Here is a 17944-nt window from a genome sequence, read left to right on the forward strand (position 1 = left end):
CTTCCTACTAATTTTAAATTATTTGGTCTTAATTTTGCGCTTCAGCGAGATTACGATCCTGGATCGCCTGTTCAAAAAGACGCTGTTCTTTTTCCTTATGCTCAACCGAGAAGCGAATCATCAGTACACAGCTCGCAGCAATCACTACCAGTCCACCCAGAATCATCAATGTAGTTTGAATATCCAGCATGCCTTTGAGTAAGAAACCTGCAGCCACTGCACCGACGTTACCGCCTGCACCGATAATGCCCGCAACGCCACCCAATGCATCACGGTCAATAAATGGCACCAGCGCATACGTTGCACCACATGCCATGTGGGTAAATAGTGCGAATACAGTCATCGTCAGAATCGCCAGCATTGCGCTGTTCATTTGTGAGAACACCACCAAGAACACACCTTCCAGCAGAATCATCAGGAAAAGAACTTTGGTACGGCCATCCAGACCTTTGCTCAGTGCAACTCGGTCTGACACGATGCCACCCAAAGCACGCGCGAATAATGCGAGTAAGCCAAAAATCCCCGCAGCCATACCCGCTTCTTTCAGGCCAAACTCGAAGTTTTCTACGTAGTACATTGCCACGATGTTGTGAATGAAAATTTCAATACCAAAACAAGCCGCATAGGCACCAAACAGGATCCAGACACGGTAGTTTTTAGCAGCATGCATCAGAATCGCCATACCACCTTTTTTGTCACTACCGACGCTAATGCCTTGTGCACGTAACTCACTAAAGTTGCCTTGCGGACAGTCTTGAGTCAGTTTCCAGTACAAGAACCCTACGATCACCATCATTACACCTGGAACGATCAGCGCGATTCTCCAGCCCATTGCCTGTTCAACACCGAACATTACAATCGCTGCCAGCATTAAAGGCATGAGCGCCTGTGTCGCACCACCACCTGCATTACCCCAGCCTGCACTTGCTGCATTCGCTGTACCCACCACATTTGGCGCAAACATGATGCTGGTGTGGTATTGGGTAATCACGAAGCTGGCACCGATCGCACCGATCAGCAGACGGAAGAACAGGAAAGATTCGTAGCTGTTAGAAGCTGCAACACCAAATACCGGAATACTGCCGATGATCAGCAATGCGGTATAGGCTTTACGAGGGCCGTATTTGTCACACAGCGGACCGACAATCAGTCGAACCAGAATGGTGATCGCGACTGCGGCAATATTGATATTGGCAATTTGAGCTTTGGTGAGGTTGAATTCACCTGCAATCACTGGCATCAGCGGTGCGCAGGCAAACCAGGCAAAAAAGCAGACGAAGAATGCCAACCAGCTCATGTGGAAGGCACGCATCGCTGCGCTGGAAAAACTGAATAGACTTATTTTTGTTGCTTTTTGAGCGTGTAAATTTGAAGACATGACCATCTTCCTCCAGAACTGAACGTTATAACTACCCTGGCCTGGTGCTTTGGCAGGTCAGAATCGAACAGAACGGACGTCGTTGGCCGTCTACATCTTCATTATCAGGTCGCCTTTGACCCGATAAAAATTTCTCAATAAATACTTAGCAGGAACTGTGCCAATTTTTATAGATAATATTTTTTTCTTATTTTTAAGGGATAAAGCCCTCTTAAAGCTTCTATATAAACAATCAATTCCCCTAATTTATGTATGGAATTGCACTCTTTCAACGCTCATGCACGAAAAGGAATCACAAACAGGTTGATATTTACGTTATATCGCCCTTATTTATGGCGCAAAAATTGCATATAAATGCGGCCAAGATGTACTGATCATTGGATCAAAATAAAGCAGCAATATGCCAAAACTTAAAATTGCCCTGATTGATGACAATGCCGAGCGAGTGGAATTTATCCGGGATTCCCTGACTGCACATGATTTCATTGTCGTGGACTGCCTGATCGTGACTGATCTGAGCATGGTGCATGTCAAAAAACTGCAGGCAGATGTCATTTTATTAAATATGGATCACCCGCATCGTGACATTATCGAAAGCTGCGTGAGCCAGTATGAGTTGCCAACGGTTCTATTTACCCAAAACTCCAACAAGGACACCATTAAAAGTGCCATAGATGCTGGAGTAACCGCCTATATTGTCGATGGTATTGATCCCAGCAAGCTGGAAAGCATCATGGAAATTTCCATTGAGCAGTTCCGTAAGCATAAAAAGCTGCTGGATGATCTCAAGGAAACACAAGACAAGCTGGCAGACCGACGCGATATCGACAAGGCCAAATCCCTGTTGATTCAGCTGCACTCCATGAGCGAAGAACAGGCCTTTGCCCTGCTGCGTAAAAATGCCATGAGTCACCGCATTACCTTGGGTGAAATGGCGCGCCGTCTTTTAGATGCACAAAAACTATTATCGGGCGAATAAGGAGAAGATAATGTCAGAACTGGAACAGCATGAAATCAATATCGGTTTTATTCCCTTGCTCGATTGTGTCGCAATTCTCTGGGCAGAAAAACAGTGCTATTTTCAGGAACAAGGCCTGAAAGTGAACCTGATCCGTGAAGCGTCTTGGGCTAGCTTGCGAGACCGTCTGGCGTATGGCTTTCTGGATGCCGCACATTGTCTGTCTGCGATGTTACCTGCAGCAGCTTTAGGTCAGGATCAACTCAAAGCCAATCTGCAAACGCCATTAGTGTTGAGTATCAATCAGGCCTTTATCAGCCTGCGTCAGGAGTTGTGTTATGCACTGGATTTACCACCGAATAGTGATGAAAAATTTAGCTCACACCAAGTGGTACAATTGCTAAAAGAAAATAAACCGGTCAATCTGGCACATGTGTATAAATACTCGATCCACCATTTTTGCTTACGTGAATGGTTAGCACTCACCGATCCGGATTTTGCTAAAAGCTTTCATATGTTGACTTCCCCACCACCTTCAATGGTGAAAGGCATTGCCCAGCATATTTTTGATGGTTTTTGTGTCGGTGAACCTTGGAATATTCAGGCGCAGATTGAAGGTCATAGTTTTATTGTCGCTTCCAGTCCAAATATCATTCCGGCAGTAGCAGATAAAGTATTAGCAGTCACTCAGGAATGGGCTGAACAGCATCCGCAGACTTTAAAGGCATTAGTGACCGCGATTCAAAAAGCCCAAGCCGATCTGCAACACATGGAAGATTTATCTGACGTCTGGCAGATGCTGGTGGAATACCAGATCATCCAGTTTGAATGTTCTGCGCAGCAACATGTGTATGACTTCCATAAAATCCAGAAGATTATCCGTAATATGCATGGTGAAAGTGCTGAACCGAAATTAGCAGATTTTATCTGGCTGCTGGATCAGATCCAGAAATGGGATGATGTTGAACTTTCTCAAGAAGACCAACAGCAAATTGCCCAGCAGTGTATTTATCAGCAAGATTCAGTGGTGATTTAAAATTATTGCAATAAAAAACCCAGAATTGTTCTGGGTCTTTTTTATTTACTATGTGATTTAGCTGAACGCTTGCTGCAAATCCAGTTGCATGAATTTTTGCAAGGACAATTTTCCAGCGATAATCTGATTGATGAATTGTGACATTTCATCATACAAAGTCTCATATAGCTGCGGTTCTAATGCCATATGTCTTAACTGGATCTGTAAATGCATCAACAGTTCCTGCTGTTCGCATTCACCCTGTTCCAGAGCATAGATATAGCCCAACACTGCGCCTTTTAAAACCACATCAAATGGCAAACTATATTTAAGCAAGGTCGATAATGAACCCATAACCCGTTCATTGTGTTCCAGCTTTCTTAAAGGTTCACGCCCTACACGGGCACATGGGTCCTGATAAGCATAGGCACAGGATTCAGTAAAACTTTGCGCCAGACGCTCCAGTTCTGAAGCATGCTTAGGAATCTGGTAGCAGAGACCATGTTTGACCTGCGCTAAAGCCTGCTGCATGAATTTTCTGATTGCATGATCTGACATGGCCACGCCAATGGTCTGATGACCGCGCAGGCTGGCATACCACGCCATCATCGCATGTACACCATTCCATAAGCGGTTTTTAATCAGCTGGATATTAGCAATATCATCTACCAGAATCATCTGGCGCATTTTAGCCAATAATGGACTGTTATTTTCCACATAGATTGGCATATCCGTTTCGGCATTAAACAGAATCAGATCCATAGACTGCAGAATATGACTAGGCTGGAAATTACGGCGCAAGTCTTCAATATACAAACCGGCCTGATGTTCCTGCTCTGCATTCAGGGCTGTAGAATCATCCAGATCAACTACGGACAGATCTTCATCCAGCTGATACTGTTTGAACATATTGTATTTGATGCGCAGCTGACGGTACAGTTTCTGGTCAGACAGTTTGGATACCATGCGGTTCACCACTGTGTCACAGAAATAATGCTGATCCATAATGTGTTGCGCTGTCTGTTCGTCCGTAATCTGTTGCAGACGGCTCAGAATCTGCTGCATCACCAGCTGTTTGGCTCCGATTTTATTCAGGATAATTAACAGCGTCAGCGGCTGCTCCTGTTGCTCATAAGCCAGGTATCGCGCATATAAACCCTGTGCAATCACCTCTGCTTCAGAAACCAGCGCTTCCTCAGGGACACAGACTGCGACCAGACTGGATTCAATATACATGTTCTGCATTTGCTCCAGATCATGCGCATCAATCACACTCATATTCTCAATACGCTGGTCAAAAGAGTTCTGACCATATCGAATGCAATAGGTGCCAAATGCATTTACGGCAGATTGATAGAGTGGATTACGGGTCGAGGCAATAATTTTGCGTGGACGCGTATAGCCATCCCAGTGTGATAACACCTGAGCCAGATAACCACCGCCAATTGCACCGAAGCCGTGAATCCCAACTGTTAACTGATTCAGCGTTTGCGGAAATGCAGTCTCAAGTTCTGGCATTTCTAGCACCGGAACAAACTGGTTCAGATCTATCAGAAAATCTTCCATCGTTTCATAATAATACTGCGCTTGTGCCAGCATTGATTCATTCGGCGTTTTAATATCTTTAAAAAGTACCGTCATACCGCCTGCATCATAGGCAGATCGCAGGCCATTTTCAGAATCTTCGAACATCAGGCATTGAGCCGGACTTAAATTGATTTTTTCGGCTGCGCTGATAAAAATTTCTGGATGAGGTTTCCCCTGTTTAATCTCATCGCCACACACCAGCACATCAAAAAATTTATAGACATTGGCATTGATCAGATATTCTTCTGCGATCGCGCGTCGACTCGAAGTCGCCACAGCCATTTTTAGGCCTGCCTTGCGTAGGCGTTCCAACACCTGTAATAAACCTTTTTTAATTGGAACACCATAATTGCGTACATGTTCTAGTTCCAGTACATCAGCACGCTGGCGGATCTCGGCATAAGGAACATCTTGTCCATAACGCTCTTTGGCCAGCTGCTCGGCACTACGGGCACTTAAGCCCAAGCACTGCATTAAATAGTTTTCAGAAAATTCGACGCCGATCAGCTCACGTGAAGCTTGTTGCAAGGTTTGAAAGCGCAAACGTTCTGTATCAAACATGGTTCCATCCATATCGAAAATTGCGCCGTGTACGATTTGATTTTTAAATTCTAGCATTGCTCCCCTTTTATAATTCAATGAGTTAAGAAGTGGACAATACCTTAAGGAAAATAAGAGATTAAATAAACTAATGTAAAGATATGAAATAGTTCTGACTATAAATTGATCAATAAAGACTAAAATAAGATTATTTATGTTTCTAGATGTAATCAAACTGTTAACTTGGGTAAGTTGTTGATCCTGCCTATCAGTTTAAATTTCTCTTTTGAAATATCAGCTTATTTTATCATTTTGAATATTTCTGCTTATCATGGCATCCATTTTGCTTGATCAGTATTACGTTTTATAAAAATTGTAATATTGAGGGGCAACACTATGAGTTACGTTGCACGTGAACTCAGTCAAAGAAATAAAATACTGTTTGGCTTTGGCTCTTTTTTAATACCGATTTTGATTTGGTGTGCAGTCAGTTATTTGCCATTTATCTGGCATCCACAAGTCCAGATTGCCGATTCAGGCAGCGTTAGCTATTTACAGGCCGGTAGTCGTATTGATAAGGATATCTTTTTCTCTGCTGCGCAATCCGCCGTGGATCAAGGCCTGGCGCCGCCCCAAGGTATTCTGGTCAATCCGATCTATCTGCCTGCCCCGCATGAAGTGGCGATCGCATTGGTCACTGCATTTACCACAGAACCTGCTCAAGCCAATGCCCATGGTTTCATGAAAGCCTGTGGCATAGTATCAAACTGGTGTTTACTGCCTTCTTTATTTCTTCTCTGATCGGTATTCCACTCGGTATTTTATGTGGCTTCTCTAACAAAATTTCCCAACTCACGGAGCCATTTGTTGAGTTTTTCCGTTATCTGCCAGCCCCAGCCTTTGGTGCCCTTGCGGTGGCTATTTTAGGCATCAATGATGCACCAAAAGTAGCCATCATTGTGATTGGAACCCTGTTTCAGCAAATCCTGATCATTGCCAATACCACACGACTGGTGGATCGCAGTCTGATTGAAGCCGGTTTCACCCTGGGTACTAATAAATTAAAAAGCCTGTTTCATGTGGTCATTCCAGCGGCCCTTCCTGAAATTTATCGTAATCTGCGCGTATTACTGGGCTGGGCGTGGACATATCTGATCGTAGCTGAACTGATCGGTAGTACGTCTGGTATTACCTGGTTTATCACCCAGCAGGCCCGTTATCAGAATTTTGACAATGTTTTTGCAGCAATCTTGATCATTGGGGTAATTGGTCTGCTCTGTGACGTGATTTTAATGAAATTGGGACAACGCTTATTTAAATGGAAACCGGGAGCCAACTGATGCAAAACACTAAATTTAATACCCGTGAATACTTTGACAAGATTTATAGCCGTCCGGTCATTCTGGAAGCCAAACAGCTCACCCAATCTTTCAAGCATGGCAAAACCGAACGCACCATTTTAAATGGCATTGACCTGAAAATTCATAAACGTGAGTTTATCTGTGTGATTGGTCCATCGGGTTGCGGTAAATCGACCTTTAGCCGCGTTGTTGCTGGACTTGATCCTTATACCAGCGGTGAAATTCTGGTGGATGGCAAGCCGATTACTGGCCCAAGTCCGGAGCGTGGCATGGTGTTTCAGGGCTATACCCTGTTCCCATGGAAGACCGTGAAAGAAAACATCATGTTTGGCCCGAAAATGAAAGGCCAAAGTAATGCTTCTGCTGAAGCGCAGGCACGTGAATGGATCAACATCATTGGCCTGGAAAAATATCAGGATCAGTATCCGCATCAACTCTCAGGCGGGATGAAGCAACGTGTGGCGATTGCCCGCGCTTTGGTCAATGAACCGAAAGTGTTGCTGATGGATGAACCTTTTGGTGCACTGGATCCGCATACGCGCCAAAAAATGCAGCGTCACCTGATGGATTTGTGGCAAAACATCGACATTACCATCATTTTCGTGACCCACGATATGGATGAAGCGATCTTGCTGGCAGACCGGATTGTGGCGTTGAAAGCCAATCCAGGTGAAATTAAGGAAATTATTGAAGTGGATTTACCACGTCCACGCCATCCAGATCTAATGCTGACTCCGGAATTTAAACAGCTTCGCGAGCACGTCAATCATCTGGTACATGCTCAGGAGGATGAGCTGGATCCTGCACTAGCCGATCTTCCAGAGATTCCACGCTTGACCAAGGTCAGCACGATTAAATAATCCTTTTAAAAAAGAGCCTTTGGGACGACCCAAAGGTTTTAATCGCTGTGTTGGACGACCAACAATAAGGTGATTGCAATGCAAGACCAATACGTACTCCCACTCGTCGATATTTCTAAAATGCAAAGTCCACATCTGGCCGATCGTCTTGAAGTTGCGGCAGATTTAGACCAGGCCTGTAAAGATATCGGATTCCTTTATCTTAAAGGAGATCAGTTTAATTTTGCTTATGCCAAGTCACTGGTTGAACTGGCCAAATCCTATTTCGAGCAGGATCTGGACACAAAAATGCAGCACTATATTGGCAAATCCAGTAACCATAGCGGTTATGTGCCAATTGGTGAAGAACAGTTCGCGGGCAACAGTTATGACCTCAAAGAAGCCTACGATGTGAATTATGACTATCAGGGTTCTAGAACAGACTGCCCATTGCTAGGCCCAACCTTATGGCCTGCATATCCGAATTTTAAAACCATTGTCAGCCAATATTACGGTCACTTGCGCACCATCAGTGAACAGATTTTTGCAGCCTTTGCGTTGGCACTGGGTGTCAAAGAAGATTTCTTCGCCGATAAAATTAATGATGCACCAAGTCAATTGCGCCTGATTCATTATCCTTACAATCCGGATATCAAAGATGCCGAAGGCATTGGCGCACATACCGACTATGAATGCTTTACCTTGCTGCTGCCTACCGCGCTAGGTTTACAGGTGCTAAACAAAGCTGGTGAATGGATTGATATTCCACTCATCGAAAATACGCTAGTGATGAACATTGGGGACATGATGGAAATCCTGTCTAATGGCAAATACCTGGCGACCAAACACCGCGTAAAAAAAGTATCCGAAGAACGTTACTCCTTCCCGCTGTTCTGTGCCTGCAACTATGACACCGTGATTGAACCGGTGGTACACACCGATGATTCCAAATATGAAGCATTGATTGGTGGTGAACATCTGTTTAACCAGACCGCACAGACGTTCCAGTATCTGAAACAACGCATTGCTGCAGGTGAACTGGTGCTAAAAAATGCCGTTCCACTGTCTTCCTTTGGGCTGAATGAAAAAGCGGAGGCAGCATCATGAACCTGTTAGAAGCCATAAAAAACTTAACGCCAACAACTACTCAACCTGAAGTTGTTCCGAGCTTTTTATACGGGGCATTTCGCAGGAAAAGCATTAGCTTCTTTAATGGCCTGACCGATCAAAACACCATTGTGTACTGGTTCCAGTCACGCAGCTTTACCATTGATCTGCGCCTGAAAAGTCAAAACGACACGCCGGTGACAGAACGTCAGGGCTGGATTGGTAATACCGTATGGGATGATGCAACACAGCTCTTGTCCTGGGAAGTTGAAGACTACGCCAATTACCAGAACCATGTGCAATGGCCTGAACCCGCAAAACTGCACGCGATCGGGAACTGCATTCTGGAATTTTCACCGAGCAATGTTTATGTGGAAGACTGGCGTCAGCAAGTGAAGAAAGGCCTGTTCTTAGGCCTGCGTCTAGAATCTGCGGTAGATGTCCAATCAGGTGCAAAACTGCAAATGGATGGCGGTCTGATCATTTGTGATGATCATATTGCCTATGCCCTAACCCGCTTGCCAGAGGTACAAACTCAGGTTGCAGAACTAGATATTAAGTCAGCCGATACTACTTCATTTGATCTATTACAAAGCTTTGAAGTCTCTATTGGCACTCAAGGTTTCAGTAAAACCTACAGCACCCGTACCGATGCAACCGGGCAAGCTTTTGGCCTGGACAATTTTGAAATTCTGGATGCAACCCATCTGGTTCAGCATGTCGTTCTGGATGACCGTGCAATCGATCTGATTTTTGAGATTGATATCTATCAACCTGAATATGAATTTCAACATACGACCACCACGACTACAGAAGCAGCACAGTGGATGAGCGCAGAACAGGATCACCTGCTCCATCATGCAGAACGGGTGTTATAAGGAGGAATATGGCTTTTTTATATCTTTCGATTGCTATTCTTGCAGAAGTCATCGCGACTTCTGCATTGAAAGCATCCAATGGCTTTAGCGTACTCTGGCCGTCAATTACCACATTTGTTGGCTATGCGATTGCCATTTTCTTTCTTTCCATGGCCATGAAAACCATTCCAATGGGCATTGCTTATGCGATCTGGTCTGGTGCAGGCATTATCCTGATTTCTACGGTTGGACTGCTGGTATTCAAGCAGCATCTGGATATTCCGGCACTGATTGGTCTGTCTTTTATGATTGTGGGAATTATTTTTATTAATGTCTTTTCCAAAAGTGTTGAACTTTAATTTTTATATTTTTTAATGGTATATATAAAAAATCCCCGAACCTGGGGATTTTTATTGTCTGCATTACGACTTATTTCAGCTCTTGTACCAGCGTTGGAACAATCACACTATCCACATTCATTTCAGTGCTATAAATGCCGTTGGTGACGTTGAACTTGTTGACGTGATAGCTTGAACCATAGATTGAATCGAAACCATCACCTTTGGTAAAGACTTTCTTGTTGGCTTCCAGATCCAGCAAGTGTGTGCCATCTACAAACTGCATATAGGCTTTTGCATCCACACCGACACGTTTCGACATGATTTCTACAGCATCTGCACGAGTTGCCGGGTCATTGATATATTTAACGGTTTTATCCCAAACTTGAATGACCTTTTTCCATTGCTCTTTATTGGCTTCCAAATGCGCAGGATTCACAGTTAAAGTGTCATAAATCAGACCAGCTTTATCTTTAGAGCTGAAAATAATTTTTGACCCGGCAACCGCAGATAAGGCCTGATTCGCGACTGGCTGCCATACTGCAATCGCATCAATATCCGCTGTTGCAAAGACCTGTGGCAGTTCATTGGTCATGGTGTTAACCAGTTTCACTTCATTCAGTTTAACCTTTGCATCATCCAGAGCAGTCGATAGCAGCAAGTGATCGACCAGACCTTTTTCAGTGGCAACAGTTTTACCGCGTAGATCCTGAATCGAGTTAATTCCATTCTTGGCAATGATCACGTCATTTCCAGCTGAATAATCCGTCGCCAGAATCATCACGCCTTTAGTACCACCAGAGCCAGTCACCAGATTATCACCATTGGTTACCATGACTGCATCCAGCTGATTTGCGGCAAAGGCAGACAATGAAGCTGAATAGTCAAACCATTTAAAATCGACATTCACGCCTGCTTCTTTTAACCAGCCTTTTTCAATCGCCACTTGCCAAGCTACCCAACCTGGCCAGTCGCTATAGCCGATACGAATCGGCTGAGTATTTACACTGCCTTTGGCCTGACCAGATGATTCTGGAACTTTCGCCGTATTGTCACAACCGCTCATAAAAATTGCGCAGCAAACAGATGCTGCTAAAGTTACTTTCTTGATCATTGTGCGATTTCCCCTATGCAATTACATTTAAAACGTGTATTTGAAAGTTGTTTTGATTTAATAAAGTCTCGCCAGCCACCAAAATGACTGATGTCAGTTGCATCTTCAAGCGCATAGCCTTCGCAGATAAAACCTTTGACCCAACTGCCATCTGCCAGCTGTACATTGCCAATGCCCAGCGGTGCTGGAACTTCCGCCACGATCTGGCCAAAGTTGGCAAACGGAATCTCCCAGACTTCCACTTCGATTTCTTGACCTTTATTGTGATGCTGCAAACCTGGTTTTGGTGGTGTGGTATTTTTCAGTGCAAACAGTTTGTAGCTGGCTGCGGTTTTGGTTTTTTGCACTAAAGTGCCGCCACGTGTAGTCAACTGAAAATTCAATGGCATACCGCTCAGGTGTGCTCCCACTACTGCCAGCTTGACTGAATGCTGTGACTGGATTTGGCTTGTTGGTTCATAAGTTTTTTCAGATGTGCCCAGTGTCAACGCCGTTGCCTGCTGCCAAGTCTGAGCAAAGTTCGCCAATGCCTGATCCATCCAGGCGGGGGCAATAAAAGTTACCCCGCTTGGCAAGCCATCGGCACGAATTGTATTTGGCAGTGCCAACGCACAAAGATCAGCAAAATTGACAAAATTGGTGTACGCCCCCATATGGCTGTTTTTTACCAGCGGATCGGCTTCTACATCGGCAATTTTGTAGATGGTTGGCGCTGTTGGCACCATCAAGGCATCAAAGTCTGCAAGTACCAGATTGATTTGACGAGCCAATTGCGCTCGCTCATATTCCGCCTGCATCATATCGACGGCATTAAAATTGTCTGCCTGACTGATAATCTGGTGAATCACCGGATGGGTTACATCACGGGAAACCCGTTTTTCCACGGCACTGCTTCGTTCTGCTACCCATGCCTTGTTATAAAGTGCCGCTGCCAGCTGATTAAAAATTGTAAAATCAATGGCTTCAACTTTGTAACCGAGCTGCTTGACACGGCTAATTGCCTGTTCAAAGGCTTTTGCTGCCTCGGCATCGCCATAAAATTCCAGCTGTGCCGGAATGGCAATTTTGCCTTTGGAAAATTGGGTTGGCACATTGGCTGGATGCTGGCGTGAATATTCATCTGTCGCATCATAGCCTTGCATGATTTGCGCCACTTGCCAGGCATCATCGACAGTCAAGGCAAAAATGGAAATCACATCAATGGTGCGGCACGCAGGTACCAGACCCGTAGTGGAAAACCAGCCTTTGGTGGGTTTCAAGCCAACAATATTGTTATGTCCTGCCGGTACACGGCCAGAGCCAGCGGTATCCGTGCCTAAGCTAAATGGCACTTGACCATTGGCCACGACTACAGATGAACCCGAACTTGAACCGCCACTGATATATTCCGGATTAAAGCTGTTTTTCACTGCGCCGTAGGGTGAACGTACACCGACCAGGCCAGTCGCAAACTGGTCTAGGTTAGTTTTACCTACGACAACAGCACCGGCAGCTTTTAATTTAGCCACAACCGTTGCATCGCTGGTTGCGAGATAAGAAGCTTCTTTACAGGCTGCAGTGGTATAGAAACCGGCAACATCAATATTGTCTTTGACTGCGAATGGAATGCCGTAGAGTGGCAATTCGGCTGGTGATTTTCCTGTTAAGGCATCAATTTGTGCTTGTAATTGTTCTGCAGATGCAATTGAAATCCAGGCATGATCATCATTCTGAAATGATGCAACATAATCGATCAGGTCCTGTAACTGAATCTGCTGCTGTTGGTAGGCGTTCTGCCAGTCTTGAATTGTCCATAAAGTATTCATGACAATACTCCTTTATTGGTATTTTGGGGAATGGGAGGCATCACGGCATCCATCAGTTCCAGGTGTCCTTTGAGCACCCCTTTTAATGCAATAAATTGTTCGCTAATTTCTTTTAAATCACTGCTCACGCCCTGCATCAGCATGACTTGCAGGACTTTCTGATCATCCAGCTGGATATGCAGCGAGCTGATCACCTGTTCCAGATATTGCTGTTGCAGATCGACCAGCTGGGAACGTAACGGTTTCAGGCTGACGTCATAAACCAGGGTCAGTGTGCCGACCATGACTTCATCACGAGAAACCAGCTCATCAATCAGGTGGCGGTTAATCATGTCGACAATGGCCTGCGAGCGGCTTTCATAGTGCTGCTCGACAATCTTTTGATCCAGCGATTGCAGGGTTTTTTCTGGCAAGGTGATACTGATCCGTGCCAATTTGTGTTTAGACACGCTTACTTTCCTTTGCTAAATCTTGCTTGATATGAAGCCCAGCACGAACACTGAGTATGTCGACTAAAAATTGTGCGAAAGGATGCAGCTTGCTTGTTTTGCGATGTGAAGTCATGTGCATCTCCTCAGGTATTACAAAATCAGAAATTCGTATTACTTAGGAAAATGCAGAAAGCGTGCCAGCTTTTAATCAGACATGTGTGAGCGTGGAAAAAACTAAAACGACATAAAAACAAAGCCCCATGCGCTGAGCTGGGGCTGGTTTAAGGGTCTTAACAACCAAAATGAGAATAATTTTAAGCACTTTTTATTTATAGGTAGGTCATATCATTGTTTTTCTGCCTACCGGATCAACTGAATATCACAGTGTCGAGTAATCAAGCCATTTGCCCTCCTCTGTTGATTGAGTTACATATCAATAGAAGCATAAAACGTACCAGTTCCAACAAAATATATAGATGATAAAAGCATCTCCAAAAAACAATGCCTTAGCGCAAATGGATACCAGTGAAAAATATTTATGCGCCAAGAGTGATCAAACTTGCACCAAAACGATATCAAATAAGGTTTCATGGTACAGTTTTCGGTAATGGAATCTTCACCAGTTACCCTTCTGTAGCCTTAATTATGAATGCTAAAACCACTCAGATTCAGGTTTCGATTAAAATTTGCACTACAGGTGAATTTCTATACAATAAATTCCATAAAAATGCCGAACAATAAGGAAATTTAATGAAGACTTCATCTCTCCTTCCTACTGCCATTCTTTGTACGCCTTTTATTTTTGCGGCATGTAGCAAAACCGAGCAAGCAGAAACCACCAAAACCGAAATTCGGCAGGAAGACACCACGCAAGTTGCCGAAATGGCACAGCCTCAAGCTTTTGACCTGAATAAAATTCCGCTAAGTACAGCAACACTCGGTGACTTTCCTTATATTTCCCTGCCAGACGGTTATATCTATCAAAATACTGAACAGCGCAATTTTGAGCGTGTTCCATTCTGGACAGGACAGCAACTGGAATGGGTGGAAGGACAATTATTCAGTTCAGGCATTACTTCGAAACCGGAATATAAAGAAGGTAATTTTTTAGAAATTCAGCGTAATCTGGAAAGTGTGATCAAGGATTTGGGCGGTGTGGAAATTGCCAATAGCCAGATTCCAAAAGATATCATCGAGAAAATTCCGAAGGATTTTCAGGTGCAATATTATGCGGGTCTGGGGGATATTTTTAACTACCCGACCAAGACTTATGTCGTTCGCCAAGAAGATACGTCTGCATGGTTCCAACTGACCCAATCTGGCAATTATATTTCGCTAATGGTGGCTGAATCCAAGCCTTTAAATGTGACTGCCAAAGCGCTGACTTCAAGTGCACTAAAACAAAGTCTGGATCAGGACAATAAAGTTAGTGTACAGATTAATTTTGCAACGGATAAAACGGAAATTTTGCCGGACTCACAAGCGCAAATTGATCAGATTGTTGCCTTATTAAAAGACAATCCTAATTTAAAACTGGGCATTTATGGTCATACCGACAATACCGGTGATGCCGCACATAACTTAAAGCTGTCTGATCAACGTGCGCAAAGTGTGGTTGCTGCCCTGACCAAAGCAGGTATTGAAAGTAACCGTTTAATTGCTAAAGGTTTTGGGGATACTCAGCCTGTTGCAAATAATTCGAATGAAGATGGTAAAGCGAAGAATCGTCGAGTGGAGTTGGTGAAGCTTTAACACTGATAAGAAATAACTTTCATAATAAACCGCCGAAAGGCAGTTTATTATTTTAAGTAAGGAAATAAATCTATAATTTTCGATGAATAACTAAGAAATTTGCTGGAGTATTCAATTAAAAATATTCAGATTTATTTTGATATATGCTAGTTTTAGTACACTTTAAATGAATACATTTTAGAAAAATTTCATGCAAAAATATGCAGTTAATCAATATTTAATTGAAAATATACTTTCATGGGTCTCATCAGGCGAAATCGCAATTCCTGAAATTCAACGTCCCTTTGTCTGGGATAGTTCCAAAGTACGTGATTTGATGGATAGTCTCTACCAAGGTTTTCCCATTGGTTATGTAATTGCGTGGAAAAATCCAAATGTAAAATTGAAAGATGGGACTCTAAGTGAAGGTAAAAAAGTACTGATTGATGGACAGCAACGTATTACGGCGTTAACTGCAGGTATTTTGGGGCAATACGTTATTAATAAAAGTTATCAACGTGTAAAAATCAAAATCGCTTTTAATCCAATTGAAGAAAAATTTGAAGTACAAAACCCAGCAATTTTAAAAGATAAAACATGGTTAGCAGATATTCATGATGCGTTTTCTGGGCAAATTAGCCTAATCAAACTTGTACGTGAATATTTAAAACTCAATCCGGATGTTGATGAAGATCAAATTGAAAATGCTTTTACACGTTTAATCAGTATTACTAAAAAACCTATTGGGATGATTGAATTAGCACCTGAGCTTGATATTGAAACTGTTACTGAAATTTTTATTCGAATTAATTCTAAAGGCGTTGTACTTAGCCAAGCTGATTTTGCGATGAGTAAAATTGCTTCTGATACAGAAAATGATGGTAATACTTTACGTAAAGCCATTGATTACTTCTGTCACTTAGCTATTTCTCCGGACTTTTATAAGCATATTGAAGACTATGATCCGGATTTTGCAAAAACAGACTACTATCAAAAAATGGTATGGTTGCAAAAAGAAAATGAAGACCTTTATGATCCAAGTTACAATGATTTATTAAGAGTAGCCTTTACCTCTCAATTTAATCGTGGTCGTCTCTCTGATCTTGTTAGCTTACTCTCAGGACGTAATTTTGAAACACGTACTTTTGAAGCTGATATTTCTACAGAATCTTATAAAAAATTAAAAGTTGGCGTACAAAATTTTATTAATGAAACTAATTTTAAAAGATTCTTGATGATCGTGAAGTCTGCAGGTTTTATTTCTCCTAAGCTTATACGTTCACAAAATGCACTAAACTTTGCTTATATTTTATATTTAAAATTAAAAGACTTAGGAGTTAATTCTGTAAAAATTGAAAGCTATGTAAAACGATGGTTAGTTTATAGCATTCTAACAGGACGCTATTCAGCATCTCCTGAAAGTACAATTGATTATGACATTAAACAAATTTCAGAAAAATCTTTTGATGTTTACTTAAATGAAAAAGAAGAAAGTGAATTATCAGATGCGTTTTGGAATTCCTCGTTACCTCTAAGCTTAGATACTTCAGTCGCAAGCAGTCCATATTTTCACGTATTTTTAGCATCACAAGTGAAAGAAAATGATCTAGGTTTCTTGTCTAAAGATATTACGGTTGGGCACATGATCGAGCATCGCGGTGATGTTCACCATCTTTTTCCAAAAGAGTATTTAAAAAATGCTGGGTTAGACCGAAGCAAATATAATCAAATCGCCAATTATGTTTATATGCAGCAAGATATTAATATTAAAGTAGGAAAACAATCACCTAAAGAATATTTCTCAATCATCCGAAATCAAATTGATACCAATCAAGTCACAATTTCAGGTATTACGACTGAAAATGAACTATTAAATAATTTTGAAGCTCATTGTATTCCTAAAGAAATTGAAAATATGACTGTAGATAATTATTTTGTGTTTTTGGACCACCGAAGAAAGCTTATGGCACAAAAAATTAAAAATTATTATTTCTCATTATAAAAAATAAAAAAGACCACCTAAGTGGTCTTTTTTATTTCTATTTCATCAAGCCACGGGTTCCAACGTAAACAAAACCTACCCTGTTTTCACTATTAGAGCTGATTAAACATTAAACCCAATATGTTTCCCTGTAGGCAGCTCTACATCAATACGCAGCTTTCCACCCATGGCTTCAACATATTTTTTCATTGTCGAAATCTTGAGATCGTTGCCACGATTCTCAATTGCACATAGTGAAGGTTGTTTAATCCCTAAAGTTTCAGCTAGTTCTTTTTGAGAAATTTCCAGCTCTTCGCGAATCATATGAAGATGTTGCTCAAGCAGCAGTTCTTCCGCCATTTCCTGAATACGTGCCTGACTCTCAGGAGAACGTTTCGCCAATAATTCTTGCAAAGTTTTAGCCATATCAGGTTACTCCTAAAGATTTCAAATGCAGTGAATACTGTTCATCTGCAATTGCCAGCATCTCTGTATAGAAACGCTTGTTGCCACTTTTGTCACCAATGCAGAGTACAATTGCCTGTCTTAATGGATCAAAAGCAAAAAATGCTCGAATTGGTTTTCCTCTATGTTGAACACGTAGCTCTTTCATATTGGTATGTCTAGAGCCATATATCGTGTCTACTAAAGGTCGCCCAAGACTTGGTCCCTGACTCTGCAATACCACCAAAGCTGCTAAGACTTTTTCCTGTGTCGATTCGTCCTGTTGTTCAAGCCATTCATTAAATACATCTGTGGTCAGTACCGTCCACATACCACCACCAAAATATAGACTATAAGCTATATATTACTAATATCCACTCTTTACTGCAAATAAAAAACCGCCCTTACGGGCGGTCTTTAAAAGTTCCCTCCTTTTTCAAAGGAGGGTTAGGGAGGTT

General features: G+C 42.5%; 16 protein-coding genes and 1 pseudogene. 9 read left to right on the forward strand and 8 right to left on the reverse strand.

The window, feature by feature from the left end:
• Positions 1-28: 28 nt before the first annotated feature.
• Entirely contained in the window at positions 29-1378 is a 1350-nt protein-coding gene (locus ABEF84_RS08055; RefSeq protein WP_404798924.1) for an MFS transporter, read from the reverse strand.
• 400 nt (positions 1379-1778) lie between these two features.
• Between ABEF84_RS08055 and ABEF84_RS08060 the strand changes: the two genes are divergently transcribed.
• Both ABEF84_RS08060 and ABEF84_RS08065 read left to right on the forward strand, forming a co-directional pair.
• Positions 1779-2357 (forward strand): ANTAR domain-containing protein, encoded by a 579-nt coding sequence (locus tag ABEF84_RS08060; protein ID WP_347452662.1) that lies wholly within the window; start codon positions 1779-1781, stop codon positions 2355-2357.
• 10 nt (positions 2358-2367) lie between these two features.
• Positions 2368-3372, forward strand: coding sequence for an ABC transporter substrate-binding protein (locus ABEF84_RS08065; protein WP_034587152.1), 1005 nt, complete (start codon positions 2368-2370; stop codon positions 3370-3372).
• Positions 3373-3429: 57 nt separating this feature from the next.
• On the opposite strand, the gene mtlD is transcribed toward ABEF84_RS08065, so the two are convergent.
• On the reverse strand, positions 3430-5556 hold the full coding sequence (mtlD, locus tag ABEF84_RS08070) for a bifunctional mannitol-1-phosphate dehydrogenase/phosphatase (RefSeq protein ID WP_347461103.1): 2127 nt from the start codon (positions 5554-5556) through the stop codon (positions 3430-3432).
• Between the two features lie 318 nt (positions 5557-5874).
• Here mtlD and ABEF84_RS08075 point away from each other — a divergent pair.
• The 5 genes and pseudogenes from ABEF84_RS08075 (at position 5875) to ABEF84_RS08095 (ending at position 10001) form a co-directional block, all read left to right on the forward strand.
• A pseudogene (locus ABEF84_RS08075) lies at positions 5875-6818 on the forward strand (ABC transporter permease).
• A complete protein-coding gene (locus ABEF84_RS08080; RefSeq protein ID WP_347461104.1) occupies positions 6818-7699 on the forward strand; it encodes an ABC transporter ATP-binding protein in 882 nt (293 codons plus the stop codon). Before ABEF84_RS08075 ends, ABEF84_RS08080 begins: the two are co-directional and overlap by 1 nt.
• A 78-nt stretch (positions 7700-7777) precedes the next feature.
• Positions 7778-8785 carry a 2OG-Fe(II) oxygenase family protein gene (locus tag ABEF84_RS08085; RefSeq protein ID WP_347461105.1) on the forward strand — a complete coding sequence of 336 codons (1008 nt, stop codon included), beginning with the start codon at positions 7778-7780 and terminating at the stop codon, positions 8783-8785.
• Positions 8782-9663 (forward strand): hypothetical protein, encoded by an 882-nt coding sequence (locus tag ABEF84_RS08090; RefSeq protein ID WP_347461106.1) that lies wholly within the window; start codon positions 8782-8784, stop codon positions 9661-9663. Before ABEF84_RS08085 ends, ABEF84_RS08090 begins: the two co-directional genes overlap by 4 nt.
• An 8-nt stretch (positions 9664-9671) precedes the next feature.
• Positions 9672-10001, forward strand: a complete 330-nt coding sequence (locus ABEF84_RS08095) for an SMR family transporter (RefSeq protein WP_347461107.1) — start codon at positions 9672-9674, stop codon at positions 9999-10001.
• Between the two features lie 70 nt (positions 10002-10071).
• Here the strand turns inward: ABEF84_RS08095 and ABEF84_RS08100 are convergent, their stop codons facing one another.
• From ABEF84_RS08100 to ABEF84_RS08115, 4 genes are read right to left on the reverse strand one after another with little or no spacing between them, the layout of a single operon-like run.
• Positions 10072-11094 (reverse strand): ABC transporter substrate-binding protein, encoded by a 1023-nt coding sequence (locus tag ABEF84_RS08100; protein ID WP_347473648.1) that lies wholly within the window; start codon positions 11092-11094, stop codon positions 10072-10074.
• Positions 11091-12899, reverse strand: coding sequence for an allophanate hydrolase (gene atzF / locus ABEF84_RS08105; RefSeq protein ID WP_347473649.1), 1809 nt, complete (start codon positions 12897-12899; stop codon positions 11091-11093). Before atzF ends, ABEF84_RS08100 begins: the two co-directional genes overlap by 4 nt.
• Positions 12896-13348, reverse strand: coding sequence for a CopG family ribbon-helix-helix protein (locus ABEF84_RS08110; RefSeq protein ID WP_034587139.1), 453 nt, complete (start codon positions 13346-13348; stop codon positions 12896-12898). Before ABEF84_RS08110 ends, atzF begins: the two co-directional genes overlap by 4 nt.
• Positions 13341-13463 carry a hypothetical protein gene (locus tag ABEF84_RS08115; RefSeq protein WP_264673528.1) on the reverse strand — a complete coding sequence of 41 codons (123 nt, stop codon included), beginning with the start codon at positions 13461-13463 and terminating at the stop codon, positions 13341-13343. The genes ABEF84_RS08110 and ABEF84_RS08115 overlap by 8 nt, the downstream gene beginning before the upstream one ends.
• Before the next feature lie 617 nt (positions 13464-14080).
• On the opposite strand from ABEF84_RS08115, the gene ABEF84_RS08120 reads away from it, so the two are divergent.
• The gene (locus ABEF84_RS08120; RefSeq protein ID WP_034587137.1) at positions 14081-15082 is read left to right on the forward strand and encodes an OmpA family protein; all 1002 of its coding nucleotides are present in this window, start codon (positions 14081-14083) and stop codon (positions 15080-15082) included.
• A 190-nt stretch (positions 15083-15272) separates the two neighbouring features.
• A complete protein-coding gene (locus tag ABEF84_RS08125; protein WP_034587135.1) occupies positions 15273-17063 on the forward strand; it encodes a DUF262 domain-containing protein in 1791 nt (596 codons plus the stop codon).
• A gap of 102 nt (positions 17064-17165) precedes the next feature.
• On the opposite strand, the gene ABEF84_RS08130 is transcribed toward ABEF84_RS08125, so the two are convergent.
• Complete coding sequence (locus tag ABEF84_RS08130) at positions 17166-17468, reverse strand: helix-turn-helix domain-containing protein (RefSeq protein ID WP_034587133.1); 303 nt, start codon at positions 17466-17468, stop codon at positions 17166-17168.
• A 1-nt stretch (position 17469) separates the two neighbouring features.
• On the reverse strand, positions 17470-17817 hold the full coding sequence (locus tag ABEF84_RS08135; RefSeq protein ID WP_034587131.1) for a type II toxin-antitoxin system RelE/ParE family toxin: 348 nt from the start codon (positions 17815-17817) through the stop codon (positions 17470-17472).
• Positions 17818-17944 lie beyond the last annotated feature (127 nt).

The organism is Acinetobacter sp. ANC 7912 (assembly GCF_039862785.1).
Classification (GTDB): Bacteria; Pseudomonadota; Gammaproteobacteria; order Pseudomonadales; family Moraxellaceae; genus Acinetobacter; species Acinetobacter thermotolerans.

What these genes read in the sequence shown, in the direction of transcription:
- ABEF84_RS08100 (WP_347473648.1), bottom strand. Translation starts at nt 11,094, where the DNA reads ATGATCAAGAAAGTAACTTTAGCAGCATCTGTTTGCTGCGCAATTTTT.
- ABEF84_RS08130 (WP_034587133.1), bottom strand. Translation starts at nt 17,468, where the DNA reads ATGGCTAAAACTTTGCAAGAATTATTGGCGAAACGTTCTCCTGAGAGT.
- ABEF84_RS08115 (WP_264673528.1), bottom strand. Translation starts at nt 13,463, where the DNA reads ATGACTTCACATCGCAAAACAAGCAAGCTGCATCCTTTCGCACAATTT.
- mtlD (WP_347461103.1), bottom strand. Translation starts at nt 5,556, where the DNA reads ATGCTAGAATTTAAAAATCAAATCGTACACGGCGCAATTTTCGATATG.
- atzF (WP_347473649.1), bottom strand. Translation starts at nt 12,899, where the DNA reads ATGAATACTTTATGGACAATTCAAGACTGGCAGAACGCCTACCAACAG.
- ABEF84_RS08125 (WP_034587135.1), top strand. Translation starts at nt 15,273, where the DNA reads ATGCAAAAATATGCAGTTAATCAATATTTAATTGAAAATATACTTTCA.
- ABEF84_RS08055 (WP_404798924.1), bottom strand. Translation starts at nt 1,378, where the DNA reads ATGTCTTCAAATTTACACGCTCAAAAAGCAACAAAAATAAGTCTATTC.
- ABEF84_RS08080 (WP_347461104.1), top strand. Translation starts at nt 6,818, where the DNA reads ATGCAAAACACTAAATTTAATACCCGTGAATACTTTGACAAGATTTAT.
- ABEF84_RS08090 (WP_347461106.1), top strand. Translation starts at nt 8,782, where the DNA reads ATGAACCTGTTAGAAGCCATAAAAAACTTAACGCCAACAACTACTCAA.
- ABEF84_RS08135 (WP_034587131.1), bottom strand. Translation starts at nt 17,817, where the DNA reads ATGTGGACGGTACTGACCACAGATGTATTTAATGAATGGCTTGAACAA.
- ABEF84_RS08085 (WP_347461105.1), top strand. Translation starts at nt 7,778, where the DNA reads ATGCAAGACCAATACGTACTCCCACTCGTCGATATTTCTAAAATGCAA.
- ABEF84_RS08065 (WP_034587152.1), top strand. Translation starts at nt 2,368, where the DNA reads ATGTCAGAACTGGAACAGCATGAAATCAATATCGGTTTTATTCCCTTG.
- ABEF84_RS08060 (WP_347452662.1), top strand. Translation starts at nt 1,779, where the DNA reads ATGCCAAAACTTAAAATTGCCCTGATTGATGACAATGCCGAGCGAGTG.
- ABEF84_RS08120 (WP_034587137.1), top strand. Translation starts at nt 14,081, where the DNA reads ATGAAGACTTCATCTCTCCTTCCTACTGCCATTCTTTGTACGCCTTTT.
- ABEF84_RS08095 (WP_347461107.1), top strand. Translation starts at nt 9,672, where the DNA reads ATGGCTTTTTTATATCTTTCGATTGCTATTCTTGCAGAAGTCATCGCG.